The 25,313-nt window shown below is 57.6% G+C and carries 23 protein-coding genes; 13 read left to right on the top strand and 10 right to left on the bottom strand.

Going from position 1 to position 25,313, the window contains the following annotated elements:
• Nucleotides 1–63: 63 nt before the first annotated feature.
• Together ACR0KS_RS11830 and ilvA are read left to right on the top strand one after the other, a co-directional pair.
• Entirely contained in the window at nt 64–825 is a 762-nt protein-coding gene (locus ACR0KS_RS11830; protein WP_170564484.1) for a hypothetical protein, read from the top strand.
• A 59-nt stretch (nt 826–884) separates the two neighbouring features.
• Complete coding sequence (ilvA, locus tag ACR0KS_RS11825; protein ID WP_170564481.1) at nt 885–2,111, top strand: threonine ammonia-lyase IlvA; 1,227 nt, start codon at nt 885–887, stop codon at nt 2,109–2,111.
• Here the strand turns inward: ilvA and ACR0KS_RS11820 are convergent.
• Nucleotides 2,108–2,437 carry an Hpt domain-containing protein gene (locus ACR0KS_RS11820; protein ID WP_170564478.1) on the bottom strand — a complete coding sequence of 110 codons (330 nt, stop codon included), beginning with the start codon at nt 2,435–2,437 and terminating at the stop codon, nt 2,108–2,110. The two genes, ilvA and ACR0KS_RS11820, sit on opposite strands and share 4 nt — an antisense overlap.
• Before the next feature lie 156 nt (nt 2,438–2,593).
• Between ACR0KS_RS11820 and ACR0KS_RS11815 the strand changes: the two genes are divergently transcribed.
• Complete coding sequence (locus ACR0KS_RS11815) at nt 2,594–3,865, top strand: PP2C family protein-serine/threonine phosphatase (RefSeq protein ID WP_480693219.1); 1,272 nt, start codon at nt 2,594–2,596, stop codon at nt 3,863–3,865.
• On the opposite strand, the gene ACR0KS_RS11810 is transcribed toward ACR0KS_RS11815, so the two are convergent.
• Nucleotides 3,862–4,305, bottom strand: a complete 444-nt coding sequence (locus ACR0KS_RS11810; protein ID WP_170564470.1) for an NUDIX hydrolase — start codon at nt 4,303–4,305, stop codon at nt 3,862–3,864. The two genes, ACR0KS_RS11815 and ACR0KS_RS11810, sit on opposite strands and share 4 nt — an antisense overlap.
• 76 nt (nt 4,306–4,381) lie before the next feature.
• Between ACR0KS_RS11810 and hslO the strand changes: the two genes are divergently transcribed.
• From hslO to ACR0KS_RS11770, 8 genes are all read left to right on the top strand, one after another.
• Nucleotides 4,382–5,359, top strand: a complete 978-nt coding sequence (gene hslO / locus ACR0KS_RS11805) for an Hsp33 family molecular chaperone HslO (RefSeq protein ID WP_170483173.1) — start codon at nt 4,382–4,384, stop codon at nt 5,357–5,359.
• Entirely contained in the window at nt 5,313–5,948 is a 636-nt protein-coding gene (locus tag ACR0KS_RS11800) for a CoA pyrophosphatase (protein WP_480693218.1), read from the top strand. The genes hslO and ACR0KS_RS11800 overlap by 47 nt, the downstream gene beginning before the upstream one ends.
• Complete coding sequence (locus ACR0KS_RS11795; protein ID WP_170564467.1) at nt 5,945–7,099, top strand: CCA tRNA nucleotidyltransferase; 1,155 nt, start codon at nt 5,945–5,947, stop codon at nt 7,097–7,099. Before ACR0KS_RS11800 ends, ACR0KS_RS11795 begins: the two co-directional genes overlap by 4 nt.
• Nucleotides 7,100–7,290: 191 nt before the next feature.
• Nucleotides 7,291–9,129 carry an ABC transporter ATP-binding protein gene (locus ACR0KS_RS11790; RefSeq protein WP_170564465.1) on the top strand — a complete coding sequence of 613 codons (1,839 nt, stop codon included), beginning with the start codon at nt 7,291–7,293 and terminating at the stop codon, nt 9,127–9,129.
• Nucleotides 9,126–10,958 (top strand): ABC transporter ATP-binding protein, encoded by a 1,833-nt coding sequence (locus ACR0KS_RS11785; protein WP_170564462.1) that lies wholly within the window; start codon nt 9,126–9,128, stop codon nt 10,956–10,958. The genes ACR0KS_RS11790 and ACR0KS_RS11785 overlap by 4 nt, the downstream gene beginning before the upstream one ends.
• Nucleotides 10,959–11,063: 105 nt before the next feature.
• Nucleotides 11,064–12,293 (top strand): RsmD family RNA methyltransferase, encoded by a 1,230-nt coding sequence (locus tag ACR0KS_RS11780; RefSeq protein WP_170564460.1) that lies wholly within the window; start codon nt 11,064–11,066, stop codon nt 12,291–12,293.
• A 15-nt stretch (nt 12,294–12,308) separates the two neighbouring features.
• Nucleotides 12,309–13,094 carry an ion transporter gene (locus ACR0KS_RS11775; RefSeq protein ID WP_170483183.1) on the top strand — a complete coding sequence of 262 codons (786 nt, stop codon included), beginning with the start codon at nt 12,309–12,311 and terminating at the stop codon, nt 13,092–13,094.
• Between the two features lie 60 nt (nt 13,095–13,154).
• Nucleotides 13,155–13,673 carry a L,D-transpeptidase family protein gene (locus tag ACR0KS_RS11770; RefSeq protein WP_170387012.1) on the top strand — a complete coding sequence of 173 codons (519 nt, stop codon included), beginning with the start codon at nt 13,155–13,157 and terminating at the stop codon, nt 13,671–13,673.
• Here ACR0KS_RS11770 and ACR0KS_RS11765 read toward each other — a convergent pair.
• The 7 genes from ACR0KS_RS11765 to cysQ all read right to left on the bottom strand — a co-directional run bounded on the left by ACR0KS_RS11765 (nt 13,657) and on the right by cysQ (nt 21,641).
• Entirely contained in the window at nt 13,657–15,102 is a 1,446-nt protein-coding gene (locus ACR0KS_RS11765; protein WP_170564457.1) for a sulfotransferase family protein, read from the bottom strand. The genes ACR0KS_RS11770 and ACR0KS_RS11765 overlap by 17 nt on opposite strands.
• A gap of 6 nt (nt 15,103–15,108) precedes the next feature.
• The gene (locus ACR0KS_RS11760; RefSeq protein ID WP_170564454.1) at nt 15,109–16,809 is read right to left on the bottom strand and encodes a DUF5927 domain-containing protein; all 1,701 of its coding nucleotides are present in this window, start codon (nt 16,807–16,809) and stop codon (nt 15,109–15,111) included.
• Nucleotides 16,806–17,792: a glycosyltransferase family 2 protein gene (locus tag ACR0KS_RS11755; protein WP_170483189.1), complete on the bottom strand. Its 987-nt coding sequence runs from the start codon at nt 17,790–17,792 to the stop codon at nt 16,806–16,808. The genes ACR0KS_RS11760 and ACR0KS_RS11755 overlap by 4 nt, the downstream gene beginning before the upstream one ends.
• Nucleotides 17,793–17,959: 167 nt before the next feature.
• Nucleotides 17,960–18,994, bottom strand: a complete 1,035-nt coding sequence (locus ACR0KS_RS11750) for a glycosyltransferase family 2 protein (RefSeq protein WP_480693217.1) — start codon at nt 18,992–18,994, stop codon at nt 17,960–17,962.
• 7 nt (nt 18,995–19,001) lie between these two features.
• Nucleotides 19,002–19,985 carry a UDP-glucose 4-epimerase GalE gene (gene galE, locus ACR0KS_RS11745; RefSeq protein WP_170564451.1) on the bottom strand — a complete coding sequence of 328 codons (984 nt, stop codon included), beginning with the start codon at nt 19,983–19,985 and terminating at the stop codon, nt 19,002–19,004.
• Nucleotides 19,986–20,043: 58 nt separating this feature from the next.
• Nucleotides 20,044–20,844, bottom strand: coding sequence for a 3-deoxy-manno-octulosonate cytidylyltransferase family protein (locus tag ACR0KS_RS11740; protein WP_170564449.1), 801 nt, complete (start codon nt 20,842–20,844; stop codon nt 20,044–20,046).
• The gene (cysQ, locus tag ACR0KS_RS11735) at nt 20,844–21,641 is read right to left on the bottom strand and encodes a 3'(2'),5'-bisphosphate nucleotidase CysQ (RefSeq protein WP_170564447.1); all 798 of its coding nucleotides are present in this window, start codon (nt 21,639–21,641) and stop codon (nt 20,844–20,846) included. Before cysQ ends, ACR0KS_RS11740 begins: the two co-directional genes overlap by 1 nt.
• Nucleotides 21,642–21,763: 122 nt before the next feature.
• Here cysQ and ACR0KS_RS11730 point away from each other — a divergent pair, with 122 nt between their 5' ends.
• Complete coding sequence (locus ACR0KS_RS11730) at nt 21,764–22,585, top strand: ABC-2 transporter permease (protein ID WP_170564445.1); 822 nt, start codon at nt 21,764–21,766, stop codon at nt 22,583–22,585.
• On the opposite strand, the gene ACR0KS_RS11725 is transcribed toward ACR0KS_RS11730, so the two are convergent.
• The gene (locus ACR0KS_RS11725) at nt 22,582–23,184 is read right to left on the bottom strand and encodes an alpha-ketoglutarate-dependent dioxygenase AlkB (protein ID WP_170564442.1); all 603 of its coding nucleotides are present in this window, start codon (nt 23,182–23,184) and stop codon (nt 22,582–22,584) included. The two genes, ACR0KS_RS11730 and ACR0KS_RS11725, sit on opposite strands and share 4 nt — an antisense overlap.
• Nucleotides 23,185–23,396: 212 nt before the next feature.
• Here ACR0KS_RS11725 and dnaK point away from each other — a divergent pair, with 212 nt between their 5' ends.
• Nucleotides 23,397–25,304, top strand: a complete 1,908-nt coding sequence (dnaK, locus tag ACR0KS_RS11720; RefSeq protein WP_170564438.1) for a molecular chaperone DnaK — start codon at nt 23,397–23,399, stop codon at nt 25,302–25,304.
• Nucleotides 25,305–25,313 lie beyond the last annotated feature (9 nt).

The raw sequence follows: 25,313 nt of genomic DNA, 5'->3' as shown, positions 1-25,313 counted from the left end.
CAGCGATTTGAGATGAAACATTCTTGTATTGTACAAGGATTGGTTGAAAGGGCAGTTTTGACAATGTTGGGTTGGCAGATTTTTACGCATTCGGTGCGGATGGTCTTTGGAAATCTCAAACAGGTATTGCAGATCACTTTCGGGCCCGCGCTCGTGGCTACGGCGGTTATCGTTGCACTGTTTCTGGTTCTGGACGTTCCGTTGGATCAATTCGACCCGGAATCGGGTCAGTTGCCTCCGGGTACGTCCTACGGCTCGTTTGTCGTCTTTATCATCGGGCTGGTTGCCGTGACGGTTGTTACGATGTTCTGGATCGCCGTGTCTTGGCACCGCTTTATCCTGTTGGAAGAATACCCACGCGGGATCTTCCCAACCTTCAGGTTCGACAGAATTCTTGCGTATCTGGGGCGCGTGCTGATGCTTGGCATCTTTATGGCCATCGCCTTTTTGCCGCTGAGTTTGGTCGTCGCGGCCTTGGGAAGCGGAGCGTTGGCCTTCGCGGTCATTGCGGTCTACGCCATTTTTCTGGTCGTTTGTTTCTATCGCCTCTCCATTATTCTGCCGGCGGCCGCGATCGGCCATCAGACAACCATTGGGGACGTCTGGAAAAGTACCGAAGGCACGACCGGAGCGATTGTCGTTCTTCTGATCGTGAACTTCCTGTTTCAGTTTCTGGTGCAGCTTTTGTTCACCGCGCTCGCGTTCATTCCGTTGCTGGGCATCTTGCTGACCCTGTTCTTCGGAACTTTGGTATTGCCCCTGATCAACGTCAGTATTCTGACCACGATGTTTGGCGTCTTCATCGAAAAGCGTGAACTGGCTTAACGGCTCGTACACATATGTATTCCTTGCGCTTTCGGCGGTGATGCGGCACTGAAACCGTCATGAGTGATTTCATGACCCGTGCCCGCGCCGCCGAACAGGAAATGCGATCGGTTTTTCCGCCGACTCCCTTGCAGCGCAATGCTCACATGTCCGACCGCTATGGGGCTGATATCTGGCTCAAGCGAGAAGACCTCAGCCCGGTACGATCCTACAAGATCCGCGGCGCTTTCAATGCCATGCGCAAGCAGCAAGGGCGGGACCTGTTCGTCTGTGCCAGCGCGGGCAATCACGCGCAGGGCGTGGCGTTCATGTGCAAACATCTGAACGTGCGCGGTGTGATCTTCATGCCGGTGACGACGCCGCAGCAGAAAATTCAGAAAACCCGCATCTTCGGCGGTGACAATATCGAGGTTCATCTGTCCGGGGACTATTTCGACGACACTCTGGCGGCGGCGCAGCAGTGGTGTGCGCAGCAGGGCGGCTATTTCCTGTCGCCCTTCGACGATGAGGACGTGATCGAAGGGCAGGCGTCCCTTGCTGTTGAGATCGAAGCGCAACTGGGCCGCGTACCGGATCACGTCATCCTGCCGGTTGGGGGCGGGGGAATGTCATCAGGTGTGGCGACGTGGTTTGGGGACCGAACACATTGCCTGTTTGTGGAACCCAAGGGTGGGGCGTGCCTGCATGCGGCGATGGCAGCGGGTCACCCCGTTTTGCTGGATCACGTAGATAATTTCGTTGACGGTGCCGCGGTTGGCCGGATTGGTGCCAAGCCGTTTGAATTGCTCAAGTCGCGCCACCTTTCGGATGTGCTGGTCCTGTCCGAAGATCGCATCTGCACCACGATGATTGAAATGCTGAATGTCGAAGGCATTGTTCTGGAGCCTGCCGGTGCCCTTGCGGTCGAGGCGGTTGCCGATGTGCAAAGCTTCATTCGCGGCAAGACCGTGGTTTGCGTCACCTCGGGCGGGAATTTCGACTTTGAGCGTCTGCCCGAAGTGAAAGAGCGGGCGCAGCGCTACTCGGGCGTGAAAAAGTATTTTATTTTGCGGTTGCCCCAACGTCCCGGAGCGTTGAAGGAATTTCTCAATATCCTTGGCCCGGATGACGATATTGCCCGGTTTGAGTATATGAAGAAATCGGCGCGCAATTTCGGTTCGGTCCTGATTGGTATCGAAACCCGGAAGCCAGAGAACTTTGCGCGTTTGTTTGCGCATCTGGACGAAGCGGGTTTCACCTATACCGACATCACGGACGACGAGGCGCTGGCGCAGTTTGTCATCTAAGCCAGTTTTTGCGTCTTTTCCGACAGGAAACATGTGCGCGACTCTTCAAACGCTGCCAGAATTGCCGGCAGGTCAACATCGACAGCGTGGCCAGAGGCCGCCGACCGCTCACCGTCCTGGCATAGCCGCGAGAAGTGATCAAACCCAAGGCTCAGGGCGCTGCCCTTGAGGAAATGCAGGTTTTGTTCCAGATCGCGTCGCGCCTGGTCCTGTTCCAAACGCTCGATCGCCTCTTGAACTTCGTCCAGAAAGATTTGAACGACCTCATCAAACTCTGCGTTGCCGACCTCGTTCCGCAACTGAATGACCCTGGACCAGTTGATCATGTCCGCATTCTCCACAAAAATCGCGATGTGAATTTGCTAGCGCTTTGCCGGTAAAGGGCAGGTTAAGCGATGCGAAGATCGACCTTCACCTGATGTTAAACAGCCCACGCTTAGGGTCTTCTTGCGCGGGAGATGGCTACGGAACAGAGGATTCGGGTGGCAGAGGTCAGTCAAGCAGAAACCAGGTCTGAACTGGATTTTGGAGTCATCCAAAAAGTGCTTGTCGTGGATGACAGCAGGCTGCAGCGTCGTATTCTCGTGGCTTCGCTCAAGAAATGGGGGTTTCAGGTTCTCGAGGCGGACAATGGCGATGCGGCGTTGGAAATCTGTGCAAACGAACCACCGGACCTGGTTCTAAGCGATTGGGTCATGCCGGGGATGAGTGGCCTGGAATTCTGTCGGGCATTCCGAGCGCTGAATCGTGAGCAATACAGCTATTTCATCCTTCTGACCTCCAAAAGCGAAAAGCAGGAGGTGGCGCGGGGACTGGACGCCGGGGCAGACGACTTTCTGATCAAACCGCTTGAGGCGGACGAGCTGCGCGCACGTATTTCGGCGGGTGCGCGAATTCTGGATATGCAGCGCGAATTGTCCGAGAAAAATCGCCTGATCGAATCCGCGCTGGAAGACCTGAAACTGGCGCATGACGCGATCGACAAAGATTTGATTCAGGCCCGTAAGATTCAGGAATCTCTGGTGCCAGAGCAGACGCGGGATGTAGGAAAGTCGCGTGTCAGCGTTCTTTTGAAACCCTGTGGACATATCGGCGGTGACCTCGTGGGAATGTTCTCGCCGGGTGTGAACAGGCTTGGGTTCTACAGTATTGACGTGTCGGGCCACGGCATCACTTCGGCCATGATGACGGCACGCCTTGGGGGGTACCTGTCCAGCAAGCATTTCGAGCAAAACGTGGCTATGGAAAAGCGGTTCGACAAGTTTTATGCGCTGTTGCCACCCGAACAAGTGGCAGAGATGCTGAATTCAAGGTTGATGGCGGATGCAGGGATCGAGGAGTATTTTACAATGGTCTATGCCATTGTTGACCTGCGCAACGGTCATCTGAAAATGGTTCAGGCCGGGCACCCTCATCCCCTTTTGTTGCGAGAGGACGGCAGTACCGAATTCCTTGGCGAAGGTGGACTACCGATCGGGTTGCTGCCGGACGCGACATTTCAGCGGATCGAAACGTACATGAAGCCCGGCGAAAAGCTGCTGTTGTATTCCGACGGCTTTACTGAATGTAGCATGGCGGATGGAAACCTTCTTGAAGAAGAGGGTTTGCGCAAGATGGCGACCGAATGTGCCGCGCTGTGTGATGGGTCCGAGTTTTTGGATACCATGTTCACGCGGCTGACTCGGGCGATGAAGCCGGGACCGGGCATGGATGACGATGTCTCGGCCGTCTACTTTGAATACGGCGGCCCCTAAAGTGCTTGCAGGTGCAGGCCGGCAAAATGGCGGTCCCCCGCATTCCCCAACATCTGAACCGCGTCGGATGTGTCCATCCAAAGTGCTTCGTGAAAAGGCTCGGTCGGCGCACTGATATTGCGGACGGGACGCGCGCGGTAGATCAGGCAGACTTTTTCTGCCCATAGGTCATATTCCGGCATATAGGTGAACCGGCGAAACGCACCGATACGACGCGGGTCTGCGACCAACCAACCGGTTTCCTCGAAAACCTCTCGGTGCAGGGCCGTGACGGGCGACTCGCCGGGATCAATGCCGCCACCGGGCAGTTGCAGATCGGGTCCGGGTTCCATTTGGCAGGTCAATAAAAGGTGCCGACCGCGGGGAAGCAATGCGTAGACGCCAACGCGCCGTGTGTATTTCCGCCCCGCTTGTGGGGTTTCACCAAACCGTCTGATCATGTATGGCCCCTTACAACCCGATTTGTTCGACCTATATGGTGGCGGTATGCCAACCTGTGGCGTGTAAGGAAACCCCATGTCTCTTGGAACCAAAATCGCGTGGGACGATACCGTCCTGCCCTTTCAACTCGATGTATCGGACATGCGTGGCCGTGTGGCCCGTTTGGACGGGGTGCTGGATGGCATCCTGAAACAACACGACTATCCCGAAAAGGTCGAAGCTCTGGTCGCTGAGATGGCGCTGTTGACTGCGTTGATCGGTCAGACGGTTTCATTGCGCTGGAAGCTGTCCCTTCAGGTTCAGTCCAAGGGCGCCGTCCGCATGATTGCCACCGATTATTATGCGCCCTCTGAGGAAGGTGAACCGGCGCGCATCCGGGCCTATGCCAGCTTTGACCGCGACAGGCTGACCGATGCCAGCCCGTTTGATCAGGTGGGCGAAGGGTATTTTGCGATCATGATCGACCAGGGCGAGGGTACGCATCCCTATCAGGGGATCACTCCGTTGGCTGGCGGGTCGCTCAGCGCCTGTGCCGAAGCCTATTTCGCCCAGTCCGAGCAGTTGCCGACCCGGTTCTCGCTGAGCTTTGGGAAATCGACCGAACCCGGCGTTGGCGAACACTGGCGCGCGGGCGGGATCATGCTGCAGCATATGCCCAAAGCCTCGCCTTTTGCGGCAAAGGGTGAAGGCACCGGCGACATCCTGACGGCAAGCGATCTGGTCGACGGCGAAGAGGGTGAAAACTGGGGCCGCGTCAATATCCTGCTGGATACGGTCGAGGATCTGGAGCTGATCGGCCCGTCAATTGCGCCGACCGATTTGCTGGTGCGTTTGTTCCACGAGGAACAGCCCCGCGTTTATGACGCGCAGTCGGTGCAGTTCGGGTGTACCTGTTCCGAGGATCGCGTGCGGCAGAGCTTGTCGATCTATTCGGCGAAGGACATCGAGAAGATGACGACGCCCGAAGGCGAAGTTACGGCCGACTGCCAGTTTTGCGGCGCACATTATGTGTTGGATCCCAGCACCGTTGGTTTTGATGCTGACCGGGCCTGATCCGACAGACTTGCTGCGGGCGGCGCTGAGTCGCCCCGGCCACCGGTCAAGCGATTTTGACCTGAATCCCGACACTGTACTGCCCGCAGGTCGCAAGCTGCGCCCGGCCGGAGTGCTGGTTCCGGTTTCCGTTGTCGGAAACACCCCGCGCGTGATCCTGACCAAGCGTTCGTCGGCGCTCAAGCATCATCCGGGTCAGATCGCCTTTCCGGGCGGCAAGCAGGATGAGGGTGACGCCGATGTCACCGCCACCGCCCTGCGAGAAGCGCAGGAGGAGATCGGTTTGCCCCCGGACATGCCGGACATTCTGGGTCATTTGCCGACCCATGAGACGGTGACATCCTTTACGGTCACTCCGGTGATCGCCATTCTACGGGACAGGTTCCAAGCAGTGCCCGAACCGGGCGAAGTGGATGAGGTTTTCTCGGTCCCGCTGACGCATGTCCTTGATCCTGCAAATTATATCGTTGAATCCCGCCGCTGGCGGGGTCAGAAACGGTATTATTTCACGGTGCCGTTCGGTCCCTACTATATCTGGGGCGCGACGGCCCGCATGTTGCGGGGTTTGGCCGCGCGGGTGAGCGAATGACGCAAATTTCCGAAAGCTGGGTGTCTGATCCGGCGACGCAAAAGGTCTGTGCGGCTTTGACGAGTGGCGGAGCGCAGGCGTTGTTTGTGGGCGGCTGTGTCCGAAACGCGCTTTTGGGTGCGCCCGTGTCCGATATCGACATCGCAACGGACGCCCGTCCGCAGCAGGTTGTCGAACTGGCGCAGAATGCGGGGCTGAAAGCGATCCCAACCGGGATTGATCATGGTACCATCACGGTAGTCTGCGACGGCATCCCGCACGAGATCACCACCTTCCGCCGTGACATCGAAACCGATGGCCGCCGTGCGGTGGTGGTGTTTTCTGACAATATCCAAGAGGACGCAGCACGCCGGGATTTCACCATGAACGCGATTTATGCGCAGCCTGACGGGACGGTTTTGGATCCGCTGAACGGTTTGCCGGACTTGCGGGCGCGGCGAGTGCGTTTCATCGGAACCGCCGAACACCGCATCCGCGAAGACTACCTGCGGTCTTTGCGCTATTTCCGGTTCCACGCCTGGTACGGTGATACAGAGGCTGGGTTTGACGCCGACGCTCTGGCGGCGATTGCGTCCAATCTGGAGGGCTTGTCCGACTTGTCCCGCGAACGCGTTGGGGCCGAGCTTTTGAAATTGCTGGGCGCCCCCGATCCTGCACCGTCTGTTGCGGCCATGCGCAGCGTTGGTGTTCTGGCGCAGCTTTTACCGGGGGCGGATGACCGTGCTCTTGCGCCCCTGATCATGTTAGAGCAGCAGGCTGGCACCGCGCCAGAGCCGATCCGACGGCTCGCCGCGATTGCAACGCCCGAAATTGCAAAGACCTTGCGCCTGAGTAAGGCGCAGCTTCAGCGCCTTACCCGGATGCGGGACGAGGCAAGCGGCACTGCGTCAATCGCAGAGCTGGGGTTCCGTTATGGAGAAGAAAGCGGTTTGCACGAAGTGCTGCTGCGCTGCGCCTTTCTGGAACAGCCCTGGTCCGATGAGATGCGCACCGACCTTCACGCAGGGGCCAAGGCTGATTTTCCAATCAGCGCCTCAGACCTGATCCCCGAATTCACCGGTCCCGCGCTGGGCCGGAAACTGGCCGAGCTTGAGGCCCGCTGGATTGCTTCGGGTTTTGCCCTGACCCGCGACGATTTGCTGGGCAGCTAGACCCAAGTCTCAAAAAGGGATGACAAGTTGCGGTCTTTGTGCTTACGTTCGCCTGTCACATAAATGGAGGGATGCGAATGTATTACGGGATCTGGTTCGGCTAAAGCCTGGACACATTGACCCGTAAGGGTGGTGTTCTGGCGCCATCTTTCTTCGCATGACCTATATTCTGCTCAATCGGAGCACTCTCCATGTTTCGCTATTTTGAAAACCTCGTTGACCCTTTTGTCACCTACAAGGAATCTGACACGCCGCCCACGCGGTTGTGGCCCTTTATGCTGGAATACTCCAAGCCGTTCTATCGAGTGTTCTTCTGGGCCGGGCTGATCTCGGTCATCGTTGCGGCGGTTGAGGTCGGGTTGATCTACTATATGGGTCGCGTGGTTGACTTGTTGTCCGGTCCGCCCACCGAGGTTTGGCAGGCGCACGGGACCGAGCTGATCCTGGTGGCTGTCTTTGTTCTTTTGCTGCGGCCCCTGTTGCATGTCGTGGACGTTCTTCTGTTGAACAACACGATTCTGCCGAATTTTGGCACTCTTATCCGTTGGCGTGCGCATAAACACGTTCTGCGTCAGTCGGTGGGCTGGTTCGAGAATGACTTTGCGGGCCGTATCGCCAACCGGATCATGCAGACGCCCCCGGCAGCAGGCGAGGCGGTGTTTCAGGTATTCGACGCGATCTCTTTCTCGCTGGCCTATCTGATCGGGGCTGCGGTGCTGCTTATGGCGGCTGATCCGCGCCTTTTGCTGCCATTGCTGGTCTGGTTCGTTCTGTACGGTCTGCTGGTGCGCTGGACGGTTGCGCGGGTGGGGCCCGCGTCGCAGGCGGCGTCCGATGCGCGGTCTGCCGTGACGGGCCGGGTGGTCGACAGCTACACCAACATCCACTCGGTCAAGATGTTCGCCCATGACGCGCAGGAACTGGACTATGCCCGCGAAGCCATCGAGGAAACGCGCCGCACGTTCCAGATCGAGATGCGGATCTTCACCATTATGGACGCTGTTCTGGTTGCCCTGAATGGTCTGCTGATCGTCGGCGTTGTCGGATGGGCGATTGCCCTGTGGATGCAAGGCAGCGCGTCCGTCGGGGTGGTCGCGGCGGCAACGGCTTTGACTTTGCGGCTGAACGCGATGACTGGCTGGATCATGTGGGCGCTGACCAGCTTCTTCCGTCAGCTTGGTGTCGTGGCCGAGGGGATGGAGACGATTGCCCAACCCATCGACCTGCTGGACGTCCCCGATGCCAAACCTCTGCACCTGAGCAACGGACAGATCGACATCCGCGATCTGTCGCACCACTACGGGCGCAAGACCGGCGGTCTGGATCACATCAATCTGACCATTCAGCCGGGTGAAAAGATCGGTTTGATCGGCAGGTCAGGTGCCGGAAAATCGACCCTAGTAAAGCTGCTTTTGCGGTTTTACGACGTCGAGCAGGGCGCGATCCTGATCGACGATCAGAACATTGCTCAGGTCACGCAGGACAGTTTGCGCAGCCATATCGGTATGGTGCAGCAGGACAGTGCCTTGTTGCATCGTTCGGTCCGCGACAACATCCTTTACGGTCGTCCCGACGCGTCCGAGGCGCAGATGATCGCCGCTGCGAAACAGGCCGAAGCCCATGAGTTCATCCTCGATCTGCAAGACCCACAAGGGCGCACCGGCTATGACGCGCATGTGGGTGAGCGGGGCGTGAAACTGTCCGGCGGGCAACGTCAGCGGGTGACTTTGGCACGCGTGATCCTGAAGGATGCGCCGATCCTACTGTTGGATGAGGCGACATCCGCCCTAGATTCCGAGGTCGAAGCGTCGATACAGGAAACTCTTTACGGCATGATGCAAGGAAAAACCGTGATCGCCATTGCCCACCGGCTAAGCACCATTGCCCAGATGGACCGCATTCTGGTCATGGACGGCGGTCGCATTGTAGAGCAGGGCGGCCATGCCGAGCTGCTGTCCCAAGGCGGGCTTTATGCCCAGTTCTGGGCGCGGCAATCTGGCGGTTTCCTGAACCCGGAGGCTGCGGAATGAGGATAGCTGACCTCATAAACCCGTTCAAAAACATCGAAACGCCCCCGCCGCAAACGTTGGGGGCGTTCATTCGCTGGTGCTTGTCCGGCGCGTGGCCCATGCTGTTTGTCGCGGCCTTCTTTTCCGCAACCGCAGGCGCGATGGAGGCCGGAACCGCCTGGATTCTGGGATTGGTGGTTGACGTTGCAACCTCGGGCGGGCCCGAGAACTTTCTGACCGCCAGCAATATGTGGATGATCCTTGGCGCAGTTGCCTTTTTCATGCTGCTGCGCCCGGCCTTGTTCGGACTATCCTCACTGTCGAACAATTACATCGTGATGCCCAATATCACGCCGCTGGTTTTGGCCAAGCTGAACCGTTGGACACTGGGGCAGTCTGTCACCTATTTCGACGACGACTTCGCGGGCCGGATCGCGCAGAAACAGATGCAAACCTCGAATGCGATGGCGTCAGTCGTGTCCGAAACCATCAGCGCGATCGTCTTTGCGCTTGCCTCGCTTGTGGGCTCTTTCCTTTTGTTAGGGTCTATTCACCCGCTGGTTATGCTGCCCTTCACGGCTTGGCTTGCGGTCTATTTCTTGCTTATCCGCTGGTATTTGCCGCGCATCCGAAAACGCTCGGCCGCGCGGGCTGGGGCGCGGGCAATGGTGTCGGGACAGGTGGTCGACACGATCACAAATATCAAAACCGTCAAGTTGTTCGCGCATTCTGCCTATGAAGATCAGGCCGCCCGGAATGCGATGGTTGATCTGCGAGAGAGGTCGCTTGAGTTCGGCAGCCTGTCAGCCAGTTTCAGGTTTATTCTGATGACGCTGGCCGGGGTGCTGCCAGTTCTGCTGATGGGTGCCACGCTATGGTTGTGGCAGGCGGGAAGCGCGACGGCGGGTGATATCGTTGCGGCGGGTGCGGTTTCGATCCGTATCGCCCAGATGACAGGCTGGGTCAGCTTCACGCTGATGGGTCTCTACGCGAATGTCGGTGAAGTTGAGAACGGAATGAAGACACTCGCCAAGCGGGACCGGGTTGAGGACGCGACAGGCGCGTCTGATCTGCAGGTGCCGGATGGTCGGATCGAGTTTGACCAAGTCAGCTTTGCCTATGGGCGCGATATTGGCGGCGTAAGCGATGTGAACATGACCGTATATCCGGCTGAGAAACTGGGCATCGTCGGTGCATCGGGGGCGGGAAAGTCGACCTTGGTTTCGTTGCTGTTGCGGCTCTATGACGGGGAGAAGGGCGCAATTCGCATCGACGGCCAGGACGTTGGCCAAGTGACACAGGACAGTCTGCGCAGGCATATCGGTATGGTCACGCAGGAAACCGCGATGTTTAATCGGTCCGCGCGTGAAAACATCCTGTACGGCCGTCCCGATGCCACAGAAGACGAGATGATCGCTGCCGCAAGGAAGGCTGAGGCGCATGAGTTTATTCTTGGGCTGCAGGATGCCCATGGTCGCACGGGGTATGATGCCCATCTGGGTGAGCGTGGCGTAAAACTCAGCGGGGGCCAGCGGCAGCGGATCGCCTTGGCGCGTGCGATACTGAAAGACGCGCCGATCCTTGTATTGGATGAGGCAACATCTGCGCTGGATTCCGAGGTTGAAGCCTCGATCCAAGCCGCCCTGCACCGTGTGATGCGGGGCAAGACCGTTCTGGCGATTGCACACCGGCTTTCGACTCTGCGTGAGATGGACCGGATTATCGTTTTGGATCAGGGACGCATTGTGGAATCCGGCAGTCATGACGATCTGCTAGAGCAGGGCGGCCTTTACGCGCGCTTTTGGCACCGTCAGTCAGGCGGATTCATTCAAGCTGAGGCCGCGGAATAGCGTTTGGCTGAAAAAGCCGGCACCAACGGCGTATTTTTGTTCAAGCCGACCTTGGTGGTGTCTAAGGGGTTTTGTTGCGGGCAAAGCCCCGGTATCAGGCGCTCCATGACTCAGACATTCACTATAACCCGCCTTGGCCATCAGGGTGATGGCATTGCCGAAGGCCCCGTTTTTGCGCCGCGCACCTTGCCGGGCGAAGTGGTCAGCGGCACCACTGTCGGGCAGCTTTTGACCGAGATTCGGGTCGAAACTACCTCGGATCAAAGGGTTAAGGCGCCTTGTCGCCATTACAAGTCTTGTGGTGGGTGTCAGCTGCAACATGCATCAGACGCGTTTGTCGCTGACTGGAAGGTCGAAATTGTGCGCAAGGCGCTTGATGCGCAGGGGATCGAAGCGGACATGCGCCCCATCCATACCTCACCCGAACGGTCCCGGCGTCGGGCAACCGTTGCCGTGCGGCGGACGAAAAAGGGCACTTTGGCCGGGTTCCATGGCCGCGCATCCGATACGATTACCGAGATTCCGGATTGTCACTTGCTGCATCCTGATCTGATCGCTGCGATCCCGGTGGCCGAGGCGCTGGCCCTGTTGGGGGGCAGCCGCAAAGGGGTTCTGGCCGTGACCCTGACCCTGTCCGAGGGTGGTCTGGACGTAGCAGTCAAGGGCGGCAAGCCGCTGGACGGCCCGCTTGAGCTGGCTCTGGCACAGGCAACCGAACACCATGGGCTTGCGCGGCTCAGTTGGGATGATGAGGTAATCGCCACGCGCCAGCAGCCGGTTCAACGCTTTGGGGCGGCCGAAGTCGTGCCTCCTCCGGGTGCGTTTCTGCAGGCCACCAAGGATGGAGAACAGGCTCTATTACAGGCCGTTTTGAAGGCAACTGAGGGCGCAAAGCGCGTTGTCGACCTGTTCGCCGGCAGCGGTACCTTTTCACTTCCACTGGCGCAGACCGCCGAAGTTCACGCCGTTGAAGGCGAGGCCGACATGACCGCCGCGCTGGATCAGGGGTGGCGCAAGGCCAAGGGGCTGAAGCGAGTGACGACCGAGGCGCGCGACCTGTTCCGCCGCCCCTTGATGCCGGATGAACTCAGGCATTTTGACGCGATCGTGCTGGACCCGCCGCGCGCGGGGGCCGAGGCGCAGGTGTCCGAGCTGGCGCAGGCAAAACGCCCGGTGATTGCCTATGTCTCGTGCAATCCGGTTACATTCGCCCGTGATGCAAAAACGCTGGTTAACGCGGGCTATACCCTTGAATGGGTACAAGTGGTTGACCAATTTCGGTGGTCGTCACATGTCGAACTTGCCGCGCGCTTTACTCTGAACTCAAAACCCTGACAGGAGAGCACCCGAATGGGGATCACCCAACGCCTGCAGACCATCATCGACGCCCCGACTTTTGGGCATTTCATCACCGGAGTCATCCTGTTCAACGCGGTCCTGCTGGGGATGGAGACATCTCCGACTCTGATGGAGATGGCGGGTCCGGTGATTGTCACGTTGGACCAGTTGTGTCTGGCCATCTTTGTTGCCGAAATCTCGATGAAACTGATCGCAACGGGGCGGAACTTTTTCAAGAACGGGTGGAACAACTTTGATTTCCTGATCGTTGGCATCGCCCTAGTGCCCAGTGCAGGCAGCCTGTCAGTCCTGCGGGCGTTGCGCATTCTCAGGGTGCTGCGTGTGATTTCGGTTGCGCCCCGTTTGCGCCGGGTGGTCGAAGGGTTCATTTCAGCCCTGCCGGGTATGGCCAGTGTGTTCCTTCTGATGGCGATCCTGTTCTATATCGGCGCGGTGATTTCGACCAAGCTGTTCTCGCAGTCTTTCCCGGACTGGTTCGGTGATCTTGGCCTGTCGGCCTATACGCTGTTCCAGATCATGACGCTGGAAAGCTGGTCGATGGGCATCGTGCGCCCGGTCATGCAGGTGTATCCCTATGCGTGGGTGTTCTTTGTACCTTTCATCATGGTCACGACCTTTGCCGTCGTGAACTTGCTGGTGGGTTTGATCGTGAACTCGATGCAGGACGCCCACCATGCCGAGGATGAGGTGAAGACCGACGCCTATCGCGATGAGGTGCTGGAGCGTCTCGAATCCATCGAACGTCGCTTAATTGAGCAATCGAACATCAAAAAGTGATTTCAGTTTTCCGGATTTCTGGCATAATCCTGAAAAAAACAGAGCAGCAGGCAGTGAAACATGGATCGTCGAGCATTTGGATTGGGTGCTATGGCAACGCTGGGCCTATCGGCCTGTGCTTCGGCAAGCCCCAGATTTCTGACATATGATGGACCTGAGGTGACTTCTTTGGTCATCAACAAAAGTGCGCGGAAGATGTATCTTCTGCATCACGAACACGTTCTTAAGGAATACAAGGTTGATCTGGGTTTTGCGCCCGCTGGAACCAAGACCAAACGCGGGGACGGCCGCACGCCTGAGGGCACGTATCTGATCGACCGCCGCAATCCGAACAGCAGCTATCATCTGTCGCTGGGGATTTCTTACCCGAACTCAGAAGACGTTGCGCAGGCGAAGGCAGCGGGTGTTGATCCGGGCGGCGATATCTTTATTCACGGCCAGCCCAACAAGCGATCTGAACGCAAACGCGCGAAAAAGACGCCGGATTGGACTGCCGGATGCATTGCGGTCAAGAATGATGAGATCGAAGAAATCTACGCGATGGTAAATCGCGGAACGCTGATCACTCTGCGCCCTTAACGGGTTTCCACGCGCCAAAGCCAAACTGCATATAGTCGCGCTGGTAGGCCTCTGCCGCCAGCGTCTCGAGCGTTTCGTCGTAGATATCACCCAGCGTGTATGGACTGTCAGGTTCGGCTGCGGCTGGCACCGGCGGGGTTTCGTGCCCGAAAGTCCGGGCCAGTTCGGGAAGGGACGATGCCAGTTCGTCTTCCCTCAGGATCATATCGGGCAGGGCAAAAGACGCCATTCCTTCCAGAACCTGTGCCTGGCTGCACCAAACTCCGTCAACACGAACGGGTGTCTGCCCTGCAAGGTTCTGGCGCAGAAACTGCAAGAAGGCGGAAAACGCTTCGATGTGCTGATCGAGAGGGTAGTTGTCTTTACGTAGTTGCCCGGGGATGGGAACCTTGAACCGATTGCGCAACATGTTTCGGATTTTCAGATAAGCACCCGGTTCGGTGCTCAGGATATAGGAGCAAAAGGCCGAATGCGCACGGGCCAGCGGATGCCGCAGCACTGTGAATTTCCGGTGGCCCGGGTGGGAAATCATCCAGTTCCGCGTCCGCTTTCGGTTCTGATTGGTGATCAGGGCATCTGTGCCCACCCCGTCCAGATCGGCCAGCCATTGTGAAACCTGCGCCTCTACCCCGCCGCGCACGGGCAGATACATCAATGGTGTTTTAGGAGCGGCCACGTAGTTGGCGACTGCCGGACCACGTCGGGGTTCAAAGTTGGGGGTCCGATGCAGATTGAACCTGTCGATCGCGGGCAGCTCCTGCTCCATCCGGTCCGGGTTTGTCACCTTGGACAAGGGCGGTTCAGGATTTTGTGGTTTCAGCGAGTCATCAAGGGCCGATAACCGGCTATCAATACCCAGCCATGCCGCCAGACCATTTAATGTGTCCAGGCGGAGCAAGTCGTCATATGCGATGTAGAAAGGGGTTTGGCCAGTCGCCTGAAGGTGATGCAAAAGCATCAACTGGAAGTCCTGCTGTTGATCCAGGTAGCTCTCGAATGCGGCCACATCGAATTCAACGCGCGCTTCGCGCCGGCGCTTGACGTTCTTCAACTGCCACTGCTTCGTTTCCCGCGCGATCTGCAGTGATACGAAACTGTCCAAAGGGTTTCGGGTCAGAATGATCTTGGCGCAGCGTGGATCGTTCAAAACAGGCTCTAACACACGTGGATCGTGACCGTCGAAAAAGCGAAAGCCGCTCAGTTTGCCCGGTGCTTCTCGGATCGCGTCCAACAGATCGACCGGGTTTTTATCCCGGTCCTCCAGTGAAATACCAAGCAACTCCTCGGTCTTGAGCCGACCTATGAAATGCGGGTTGAAAGCCTCACCGTGGCTGGTGACCCCCTCCAAGGCATTCAGATTGGCCTCGAGCAGGTTCGAGCCGGTGCGCATGGCTGCGAGAATGACGAAATAGTCGAATTTTGAACGCATCTCGGACTATTGCACCAAGTAAGGTTTTCGGTATGGCCTGACCTGTTTTCCAAACACATCGTCCGTAGGGAAATCACCCATGAGATAGGGATGCATCCCCTGGTTCTTGAGGTTCTGCAGAAATTGACCAAAGCCCGAAAGGTCAACCATGGTTGGGGCCGTTGTCAGGTGGCTTTGATGCTGAATCCCGATTTCTCCGATCACTTCTTGCAGCGGCTCCATCGGCGTTTCTATGAAATCCGCCAGCGACCAGGTCCGCAGGCGGGCCTTGGTCCAGACCGAGTTCAAAACTTCAAGCTGTTTGGTTTCGATCTGCTGCAACCGGGCGGCTTCGTTGCGAATATCCGAGAAGTTCAGGTTTGATCGGAACAGCGGTATCGCCCATGCGCCGGTAATGACCGAGATTTGGGCATTCTTGTCACGCGCCAGAAACCAATTGATTGCCTGGGTGTCGCGCGGCCCGAACTGCAAACACTGCCGTTCTCCGCGCGTGTTCCAGATCAGGTTCGACAGGAACGCCGTTGGGTTATAGTCCCGCAGAGTGGCGCAATCGCTTAGTGCACCGTTCGTGATGGTTTCACCGCCCGAGAACTCTGCCCGGTTGGGCGCGAAAAGGTGGCCGTGCACGCGCGCACCAGTCGTTTCTGACAGCCATGGCTCAAAATCCTCGAACAACTCGGCAAAGCCCTGAAACACGGAATAGGGAAAACAGGTCAGGCCATTCTCGCTTCCGTGGCGGGGAAAGCGGCTTTGCATATAAAGGCCATCCCGCCCGCGTGTCCGGCGCTCGACCGCCTTCGAGAATACGCGGTCGATTTTCCCCGGATTGGGTTCTGCCGGTTTCATTGCACCAGTTTGATCCGTGAGAAAGGATTGATACAGCCGATCCGCGTCGCGCCAAACCTTTCGGGCAACAAAACAGTCAGACCTGCGCAAAAGCTGCAGGTGATCGTCGTAGAAGATATGCGGCCGCCCTTGATAGTCGAACTTGGACAGGGTGAGAGACCGGCTTTCGATATGGGTCGAGTAGAGTCGAGCCAGCGTCTGAAAATAGCTTTCATCAGGTATCCAGACGCGACGGAAATAGCTGTCATAAACCTTGCGCTTGGGATCTTGCAAAATAGCGGACAGAGTCTGACGGGTCAGACACCACCATTGGCTGCCCATATGCGGCACCAGCCCCTTTGGGATACGGCGGCGCATTCTCAGGGCACGCTGCAGTTTCACGTAGCTGTCGAACAGTTTGCGGTGTCTGCGCCACGAAAACGGAAATCTGAGCGTGAATCTTTCCTGATCCAAACCACCAATCGTCCAGCTTACGTCGGCAGTGGTGGCACTTTCGATGAAATCGACGCGGGGGCGCTGTACCAAGTAGTCCACCAGTTCGGAAACCGGACGCAGTGGCAGGCAGGCACCCGAGGACAAATACACGTGGTGTACATCGGGAAACGCGTCGAGCATCAGTTCTGAGGCGGCTTGAGTGGCCTCAACGATGCTCCACCTTCCCCAGTCGCATGTGTACCGATCCGAGAACCGGATCATGGAGTTGTCCGCGCAAGAGGAGACAAGATCAGAATAGGCGTTGTCCGAAACTTTCTTGTCCACGTGGATAACAACCGGACAACCAGCAGCGGCCCAATGACGAGCGACCTGCTCGACCCGGTGCAGAGCAGTATGGACGAGCATGACAACGCCAAGACTGCTCATGCCCAGTTTCCTTTTGACATCAGACCCAGGATTTCAAGCTGACGCCAGTTGATGTATTTCTCGGACCAGTCGCACCAGAATACCGGCTGATCGTCCAGCCCTTGGGCATAAGCGCGGTATTCGCCTGATCTTCGGTAGTGCTGACCCCGCTCCATTTCCTCGCGGGCCTTGGTGCCCAATGTGTCAATCAGCTTGGCATGCAGCAAAGCACCGCTTGTCTTTTCACCGCCCCATTCGTCATAAACTTGGTTCAAACCCCGCGGCAGAAGCGAATGGGTCGAGCTGACATAGACGTAGCGCCGGTCCCATTTCACCAAGGGTATCTTGTTCAGCGCTGGTGCCTTGGACGGGTTATCCCGGAAAAACACCCGCGCCCGAGGGCCGCCCTGAATCCACAAATTCCCGTAGTCGGGGTTCTTCGTGATCATGTAGTTGCCCGAGTCGAACCAGCGGGCGATTTCAAACGGATCCTGACCTTCGTGATAGGGTTCGGCTTCAACCGGGCCACGCGGGTACATATCGATCAGCATCGTGCCAAAACTGCGCACTGCGCATCCGTCCAGCCAGTCGGTCAGCGCCCGCACGGGGCGTGTGTCACAGAACGGGTAAATGAAGAATTCATCCGGGTCGACTGTCAGAACCCAGTGACCATGCGCGTATTTGCGCAGCAGGTAGTTCGACCAATCGATACCGAATGTGGCCCGCTTATAGCTTGCATCGGCCCGCCAGACAGAAACATCCGGTTGATCGGCCAGAAACTCGCGTGTGCCGTCATCACTGTCATTGTCCACAAAGAGAAAGTGATTAACCCCCAGACGGCGGTAATAATCCAAAAAGAACGGCAGGCGAATTTTTTCGTTTCGCACCACGCTCATCAACAGGACATCGCGCTGTTTTATGGTTCTGGTTTTATTGGAAACTGCTGAAAGATCACGACGTTTGCGTAAAGAACGCAAAATACGGCGCTTGCGCCGCAATCTCATTCGGTAAGAATCCAACAGGCCCACGTGACTGCCCTACCTCTTAATTTACGCGAGCATACCCGGGGCCTGGATCAGCCAGAGTGGTGCCGGGTCATTATCGGGTTATGCCACTTTTCCATCTATCGAGGCAACGCATTTACAAGCCGTTAGCCGAAGATGCTGAAATTTCAATCAATACTGCCCATCAGCCCGAGTTGCTGAAGCTGCCTCCAGCCCGTGTAGCGCTCTGATTGGGGTGTCCACATTAAGGGGCGATTAATTATCCCGTCATAATAGCCCGCGAACTGATCGGGGTTGTGGAAATGCTGCCGCCGGGTTTTCTCGATCTTCGATTTCTCGATTACCTCGGGTAGAAACTTGGTGTGCAGCAATACGCCCGACGGCCTGCTATCGCCCGGACCGTCATAGGCCGCGTTCAGCTTTCGCGGCAAAGCCGAATGGCACGAGTTTACATAAGCGTATCGCTGGGACCACCGAACCAGAGGAAGCTTGTTCAACGTCGGGGACCGCTGAGGGGTGTCGGCAAAGAACATGCGTTCGCGCGCGCCGCCCTGCACCCATAGATTTCCCATAGGAGACTGTCGTTTAGCGCGGTAGGGACCGGTGTCGAACCAGTTCAAAACTGCGGTTGGGTCAGTGTCGGGGTCGTAGTCCTTTACCCCAAGCGGGTCCTTGGGGTAAAGGTCCAGCATCAGCGCGCCAAAGGCGTCGCGGCCTTGTCGATCCAGAAGGGACGTCAGATCGCGCAGTGAACGCGTATCATGCTGCGGGTAGATCAACAGCTCATCCGCATCCACCATCAGCGTCCAGTGCCCGTGCCCATGCCGCATCTGCAACCAGGTCAGCCAATCCAGCCCGTAGCGCGCATCGCGATAGCTGCCATGCGTCTGCCATAGCGACACGTCCGGCTGGTCGCCAAGAAACGCGACCGACCCGTCATCGCTGCCGTTGTCCACGATCAAGAACTGATCCACACCCAAGGCTCGGTAGTGCCGCAGGAACCAGGGCAGGCGGGTGATCTCGTTCCTAAGGGTGGTAAAGGCCAGAATGTCGCCCGGTTTGATCGCGCGGGTTCGATTCAATAGCGGAGTCAACTGACGGCGGCTGCGAAACGATCTCCATAACAGTCGCCGCCGTTTCAGGCGTAACCGGTACTTCTGCACCCATGACAGGGACGGCAGAGTATCCTCGGTACCGGTCACAGGGGGCTCATTTCTCGTAGTGACCGTTTTGGTGCCAGCGCCACGCGTCCGAGATCATCGTCTCTAACGTGGATCTTTTGGGCGTCCAGCCAAGTTCCTCACCGGCGCGCACCGATCCTGACACCAGTTTGGTACAGTCCCCGACCCGGCGCGGTCCGATGGAATAAGGCACGTCGCGATTGGTGACGGACTTGGAATGGCCGATAACTTCCATCACAGAAAAACCGCTGCCTGTCCCAAGGTTGAACACACGGCTGCCTTTGCCCTGCTCTAGCCAGTTCAGGCCCAGAACATGCGCATCAACCAGATCGCAGACATGCACGTAGTCGCGGATGCAGGTTCCGTCCGGCGTGTCGTAATCGGTGCCGAACACGGTCAGGCCGTCGCGCTTGCCGTCGATGGCGTCCAGCATCAAGGGCACCAGATGCGTTTCAGGGCGGTGGAATTCGCCCACTTCACCGTCTGGGTCAGCGCCAGCCACGTTGAAATACCGGAAAATCACGTGGTTCAGACCGTGCGCCGCCTGAAAGTCGCGCAGAATGTCCTCGATCGCCCGTTTGGACGCGCCATATGCGTTGAGCGGTTCCTGCGGCGTGTTTTCGTCCAGCACGACATTGTCGTGTTCGCCATAGGTGGCGCAGGTCGACGAGAACACGAAGTTCAGGCATCCGGCGGCAACGGCGGCCTCGATCAGGGACAGCGATCCGGTGACATTGTTGGTCCAGTACTTACCCGGCTCCGACATCGCCTCACCCACCTGGCTGAGGGCAGCGAAATGCATCACGGCGGCGGGCTGATATTTGGCAAAAACCTCGTCCAGCCGGGCGCGGTCCAAAAGATCGCCCTGTTCAAAGGGGCCGAATTTCACAGCGTCCTGCCAACCAGTAATCAGGTTGTCAAAGGTCACAGGCGTGTACCCTGCTTGCGACAGCGCTTTGCAGGCATGCGACCCGATGTAGCCGGCACCGCCGGTCACAAGGATATTAGTCATTCAAAATTCCAGTTTGTCTTGCCGCCCAAGAGGGCTGTTAAATTCAATAGTTACGCGATCAGTCCAGCCCCATGGCGGCCATCATTTGCTCCAGCTTCAGCACGTCCTGCGGGTTGTTCAGTTCCCAGAACTGGCGGCCCTTGGCCTCGACCTCGACGCAAAGAACCTTGCGCCCGTTTTCCATGAAGCGCAGTTGCTCCAGCCCCTCCAGCTGCTCTAGCGGGCCAACGGGCCATGTGGGGTAAGCGGCCAACGCATCGGGGCGATAGGCGTAAACGCCGACGTGGTGAAACACCGGGGTCTCGTCTGCCTCCGCATAGGTCTGAGCGGTGTAAGGAACGACCTCTTTCGAGAAATACATGGCGCTGTGATCTGCGGCGAAGACGGCCGTTGTGCCGCCGACGCGCCCGTGCTTGCGATCGTTCAGCAGGCTGTTGAGCGCATCGCCATCACAACGCAGCACCGGCGTGGCGACACCGGCATCCGGTGCGGCGCGCAGCCCTGCGATCAGGTCTTCCACAAACCAATGCGGCGTCAGTGGCGCGTCGCCTTGAAGATTGACCACGATATCATAGCCCATACCCAGATTGGCGTGAGTTTCGGCGCAGCGCTCGGTGCCATTGCCGCAGGAGTCCGAGGTCATGACAACCTCGGCCCCGAACCCTTCCGCCGCTTCGCGGATACGGTCGTCATCGGTGGCGACAACCACCTTGTCCACTCCGGATACGGAACAGGCCGCGCGCCAGGACCGTTCAACCAGCGTCATGGACTTGCCACTTGCGCCGGTCAGCGGAACCAGAGGTTTGCCCGGATAACGGGTCGAGGCATAGCGGGCGGGAATGGCGATCAGAACGGACATCAAGCCTCCTTCAGGTCAACACCCGGAGCGTAGGCGATGAAGAACGGGTTTGCATAGCCATCCTTGCCATAGGTCAGGGGTGTATGGTCGTCAAAGCGAACCACGTTGCCGCCTGCACCCGTCAGAACGGCATGGCCTGCGGCTGTGTCCCACTCCATCGTGCGGCCGACGCGGGGGTAGAGATCGGCCTCACCCGTAGCCACCAGACAGAACTTGAGCGATGAGCCGGCGCTTTTGCTGTCCTGCACCTGATACTTATTGATGTAGTCCTCGGTTGCCTGATCCCGGTGGGATTTCGAGGCTACGATCAAAAGTGCGGAATTGTCTGGTTTAGAGACTGAAATCGGAGTTGTCTCGCCGATATTTTCCCTGTCCAGCGCGCCGGTTTCCTCGACCGATTGTCCGTCGGGCTGCGTGTAGAACATGCGCCCTTTGGCTGGGGCATACACCACACCTCGGGTCGGCGTGCCGTTTTCAACCAGCGCGATGTTCACGGTGAAATCACCGCGGCGGTTGATGAATTCCTTGGTTCCGTCCAGCGGATCGACGATCAGGAACGTGTCACCTTTTTCCGAATGCGAGGCCGCCTGTTCTTCGGTGACCAGCAGAATATCCGGGAAAGCGTCGCGCAAACCGGCCGAGATCAGGGCGTCTGCGGCCTCATCCGCTTCGGTCACGGGGCTGGAGTCGGATTTGACCTTCACGTCGAAATCATCCGAATTGTAGATCTGCATGATCTTGTCGCCAGCTTCCAAAGCCAAACGGCGGATGACGGGGATAAGGGCGTCGTAGGTCACAAAAATGCTCCGTTCCTGTGATTTGTTGATCGAATATGCTGACGGCCTTATGATGTGCCGGTTACGGATCGGCAAGAATTTCGTGTCAGTTTGCAAGCGATTAAGCGGGAAAGAGCGCGCGGGTGTTTTATTTTAAGCGAAATCAGACGCTTTTGGGGGGCGCGTTCACGACGGCTGAACTGGTGTTTCACGCTGTTGTGCGAAACATTCGGTCACGCCATTCCAACGCCGTGATCGCGATCGTTATGAACATCGTCCAGATTTTGGCGCTGGTGACGGTTTTCTATTTGCTCCTGAGTTTGATGGGGACACGGGTCGCCAAAATCCGGGGTGAATTCATCCTATTCCTGCTGTCTGGCGTGTTTCTGTTCATGACGCACATCAAATCCGTCAGTTCCGTGGCCGGAGTGGGGACGGGCAATAATCCGATGATGCTGCATTCTCCGATGAATATGATGGTGGTTCTTTTGGCCTCGGCCTTTGGAACCCTTTATACGCAGCTCGTCTCGATTTTCGTGATCCTGTTTGGGTATATGGTCTTAGTCGCTCCGCTGGAAATTCAAGACCCCGGCGGCGCGTTCTACATGCTGGTTCTGGCTTGGTTTACCGGTTGCGCGGTTGGCGTGGTTTTCATGGCGATGAAACCTTGGCTGCCAACAACATCAACTATTCTGAACACGATTTACCGCAGGCTGAACATGATCTTCTCGGGGAAGATGTTCGTCGCGAACGCGCTGGGCGGGTTCATGCTGACAATGTTCGCGTGGAACCCGTTGTTTCACATCATCGACCAGTGTCGCGGCTTTGTTTTCCGCAACTACTTTCCGCGCAACACCAACTGGGAATACCCGCTGTGGGTGGGGTTGGCGCTTTTGATGATTGGTCTGCTGGGAATTTTCTACACCCGCAAGCAAATCTCGCAGAGCTGGGGCGCGCGCCGTTAACTGGCGATGCGCAAGGTCAGGTTGATCCGCCCTCCCTTGGGCAATAGCTTGGATGACCCGAACCGGATGCGGTCCACGCCGTGATAGGTCAGGCGTGCCGGTCCACCCATGATCACGACATCGCCCGAGTTCAGCCAGATCGACTCGGTCTTGCCGCCCCGGGTGTTGTTGCCGATGCGGAACAGCGCGTCGTCCCCAAGAGAAATCGACAGGACTGGCCATGAAAAATCCGCCTCGTCCTTGTCCTGATGTAAACCCATTCTGGCCCCTTCGCCATAGTAGTTGATCAGACAGCAATCCGGGTCCCGTTCGGCGCTGGCCAGATCGCGCCAGATATCGAGAATGGGGTCTGGAATTGCTGGCCAGCCACCCCCTTTGGGATGCTGCGCCTGATACCTGTAGCCGGCGCGATCCGTCACCCAACCCAGCGCCCCGGCCGAAGTCATGCGAACCGACATTTCCTTGCCCGAGGGCGTAACGGGCCGGAACAAAGGCGCAGATTTCAGAATCGGACGCAGTACCTCGATCAGCCGCGTTTGCGCAGTGCTGTCCAAATAGGCTTTTCTGATGTCGAAATCGCGCAAAATAAGCCGCGCCATCTAAGAATCCTCAATCCTTGCCAAAACCTTGCGAAAAAAGGCCACAGAATCCCGAAAACCTGCGATTTACACCGCTTGCAGGCTTTTGGTCCCGCCCTTATATACGCCGGGACGCGTAATGGTGTAGGGCTGTTGCGCAAATCAGATCGGGGCCGGGTGCCATAACGGGTCCGGACCTCGGACATCGCCTTGAAGAGAAAGGGATTGAACATATGAGTAAAGTAATCGGGATTGACCTCGGAACCACCAACTCGTGCGTGGCCATCATGGACGGCTCGCAGCCGAAGGTCATCGAAAACGCAGAAGGGGCGCGGACCACGCCCTCGATCGTCGCCTTCACCGAAGATGAGCGGCTGGTCGGTCAGCCTGCCAAACGTCAGGCGGTCACCAACCCCGACAACACGATCTTTGGCGTCAAACGTCTGATCGGTCGTCGCGTGGATGATGCAGAAGTCGAAAAAGACAAGAAAATGGTGCCGTATGCCATCGTCAATGGCGGCAACGGTGACGCGTGGGTTGAAGCCCGCGGTGAAAAGTACTCCCCAAGCCAGATCTCGGCCTTCACTCTGGGAAAAATGAAGGAAACCGCTGAAAGCTATCTGGGTGAGGAAGTCACGCAAGCCGTGATCACCGTTCCGGCATATTTCAACGACGCACAGCGTCAGGCCACCAAAGACGCCGGTAAAATCGCCGGTCTGGAAGTGCTGCGGATCATCAACGAACCCACAGCGGCTGCGCTGGCCTATGGTCTGGACAAGGAAGAAACTCAAACCATCGCGGTCTATGACCTTGGCGGCGGTACCTTTGACGTGACCATTCTGGAAATCGACGACGGCCTGTTCGAGGTCAAATCGACCAATGGTGACACCTTCCTGGGTGGTGAAGACTTTGACATGCGCATCGTCAACTACCTGGCGGATGAGTTCAAAAAGGAACACGGCGTCGATTTGTCCAGCGACAAGATGGCTCTGCAGCGTCTGAAAGAAGCTGCTGAAAAAGCCAAGATCGAGCTCAGCTCGACCTCGCAGACCGAGATCAACCAGCCGTTCATCTCGATGGGCGCAAACGGTCAGCCGCTGCACATGGTCATGAAGCTGACCCGTGCCAAGCTGGAATCGTTGGTCGGCGATCTGATCAAGAAGTCGATGAAGCCTTGCGCGGCCGCTCTGAAAGACGCGGGTCTGTCCGCTGCTGACGTGGACGAGGTTGTTCTGGTCGGTGGCATGACCCGGATGCCGAAAGTCATCGAAGAGGTCACCAAGTTCTTCGGTAAAGAGCCGCACAAAGGTGTGAACCCGGACGAAGTGGTTGCCATGGGCGCCGCAATTCAGGCGGGTGTTCTGCAGGGCGACGTCAAAGACGTGGTTCTGCTGGACGTGACTCCGCTGTCGCTGGGGATCGAGACGCTGGGTGGCGTGTTCACCCGTTTGATCGACCGCAACACGACGATCCCGACCAAGAAATCTCAGGTTTTCTCGACTGCCGAGGACAACCAGAACGCCGTGACCATCCGCGTGTTCCAGGGTGAGCGTGAAATGGCTGCGGACAACAAGATTCTGGGTCAGTTCAACCTCGAAGACATCCCGCCTGCACCGCGCGGCATGCCTCAGATCGAGGTGACGTTTGACATCGATGCCAACGGTATCGTTTCAGTTTCGGCCAAGGACAAAGGCACCGGCAAAGAGCAGAAGATCACGATCCAGGCTTCGGGCGGTCTGTCTGACGCGGATATCGAAAAGATGGTCAAGGACGCCGAGGAAAATGCCGAGGCCGACAAGGAACGTCGCGAGCTTGTGGACGCCAAGAACCAGGCGGAAAGCCTCATCCACTCGACCGAGAAGTCGATGGAGGAACACGCCGACAAGGTCGACCCGACCACCATCGAAGCCATCGAGCTGGCGATCGCCGCACTGAAGGACGAACTGGAAACCGAGAATGCCGACAAGATCAAGTCGGGCATCCAGAACGTCACCGAATCGGCCATGAAGCTGGGCGAGGCGATCTACAAGGCGCAGTCGGACGAGGCCGAAGATGAGCCTGCAGCGGCAGACGCAGCTCCGGGCGACGATGACATCGTCGATGCCGAGTTTGAAGATCTGGACGACGACAAGCGTAACTAACGGGCAACC

The organism is Ruegeria sp. BC7 (genome assembly GCF_056539165.1).
The sequence above is the reverse complement of the archived record's forward strand: the minus strand, read 5'-3'. Positions and strand labels throughout refer to the sequence as shown.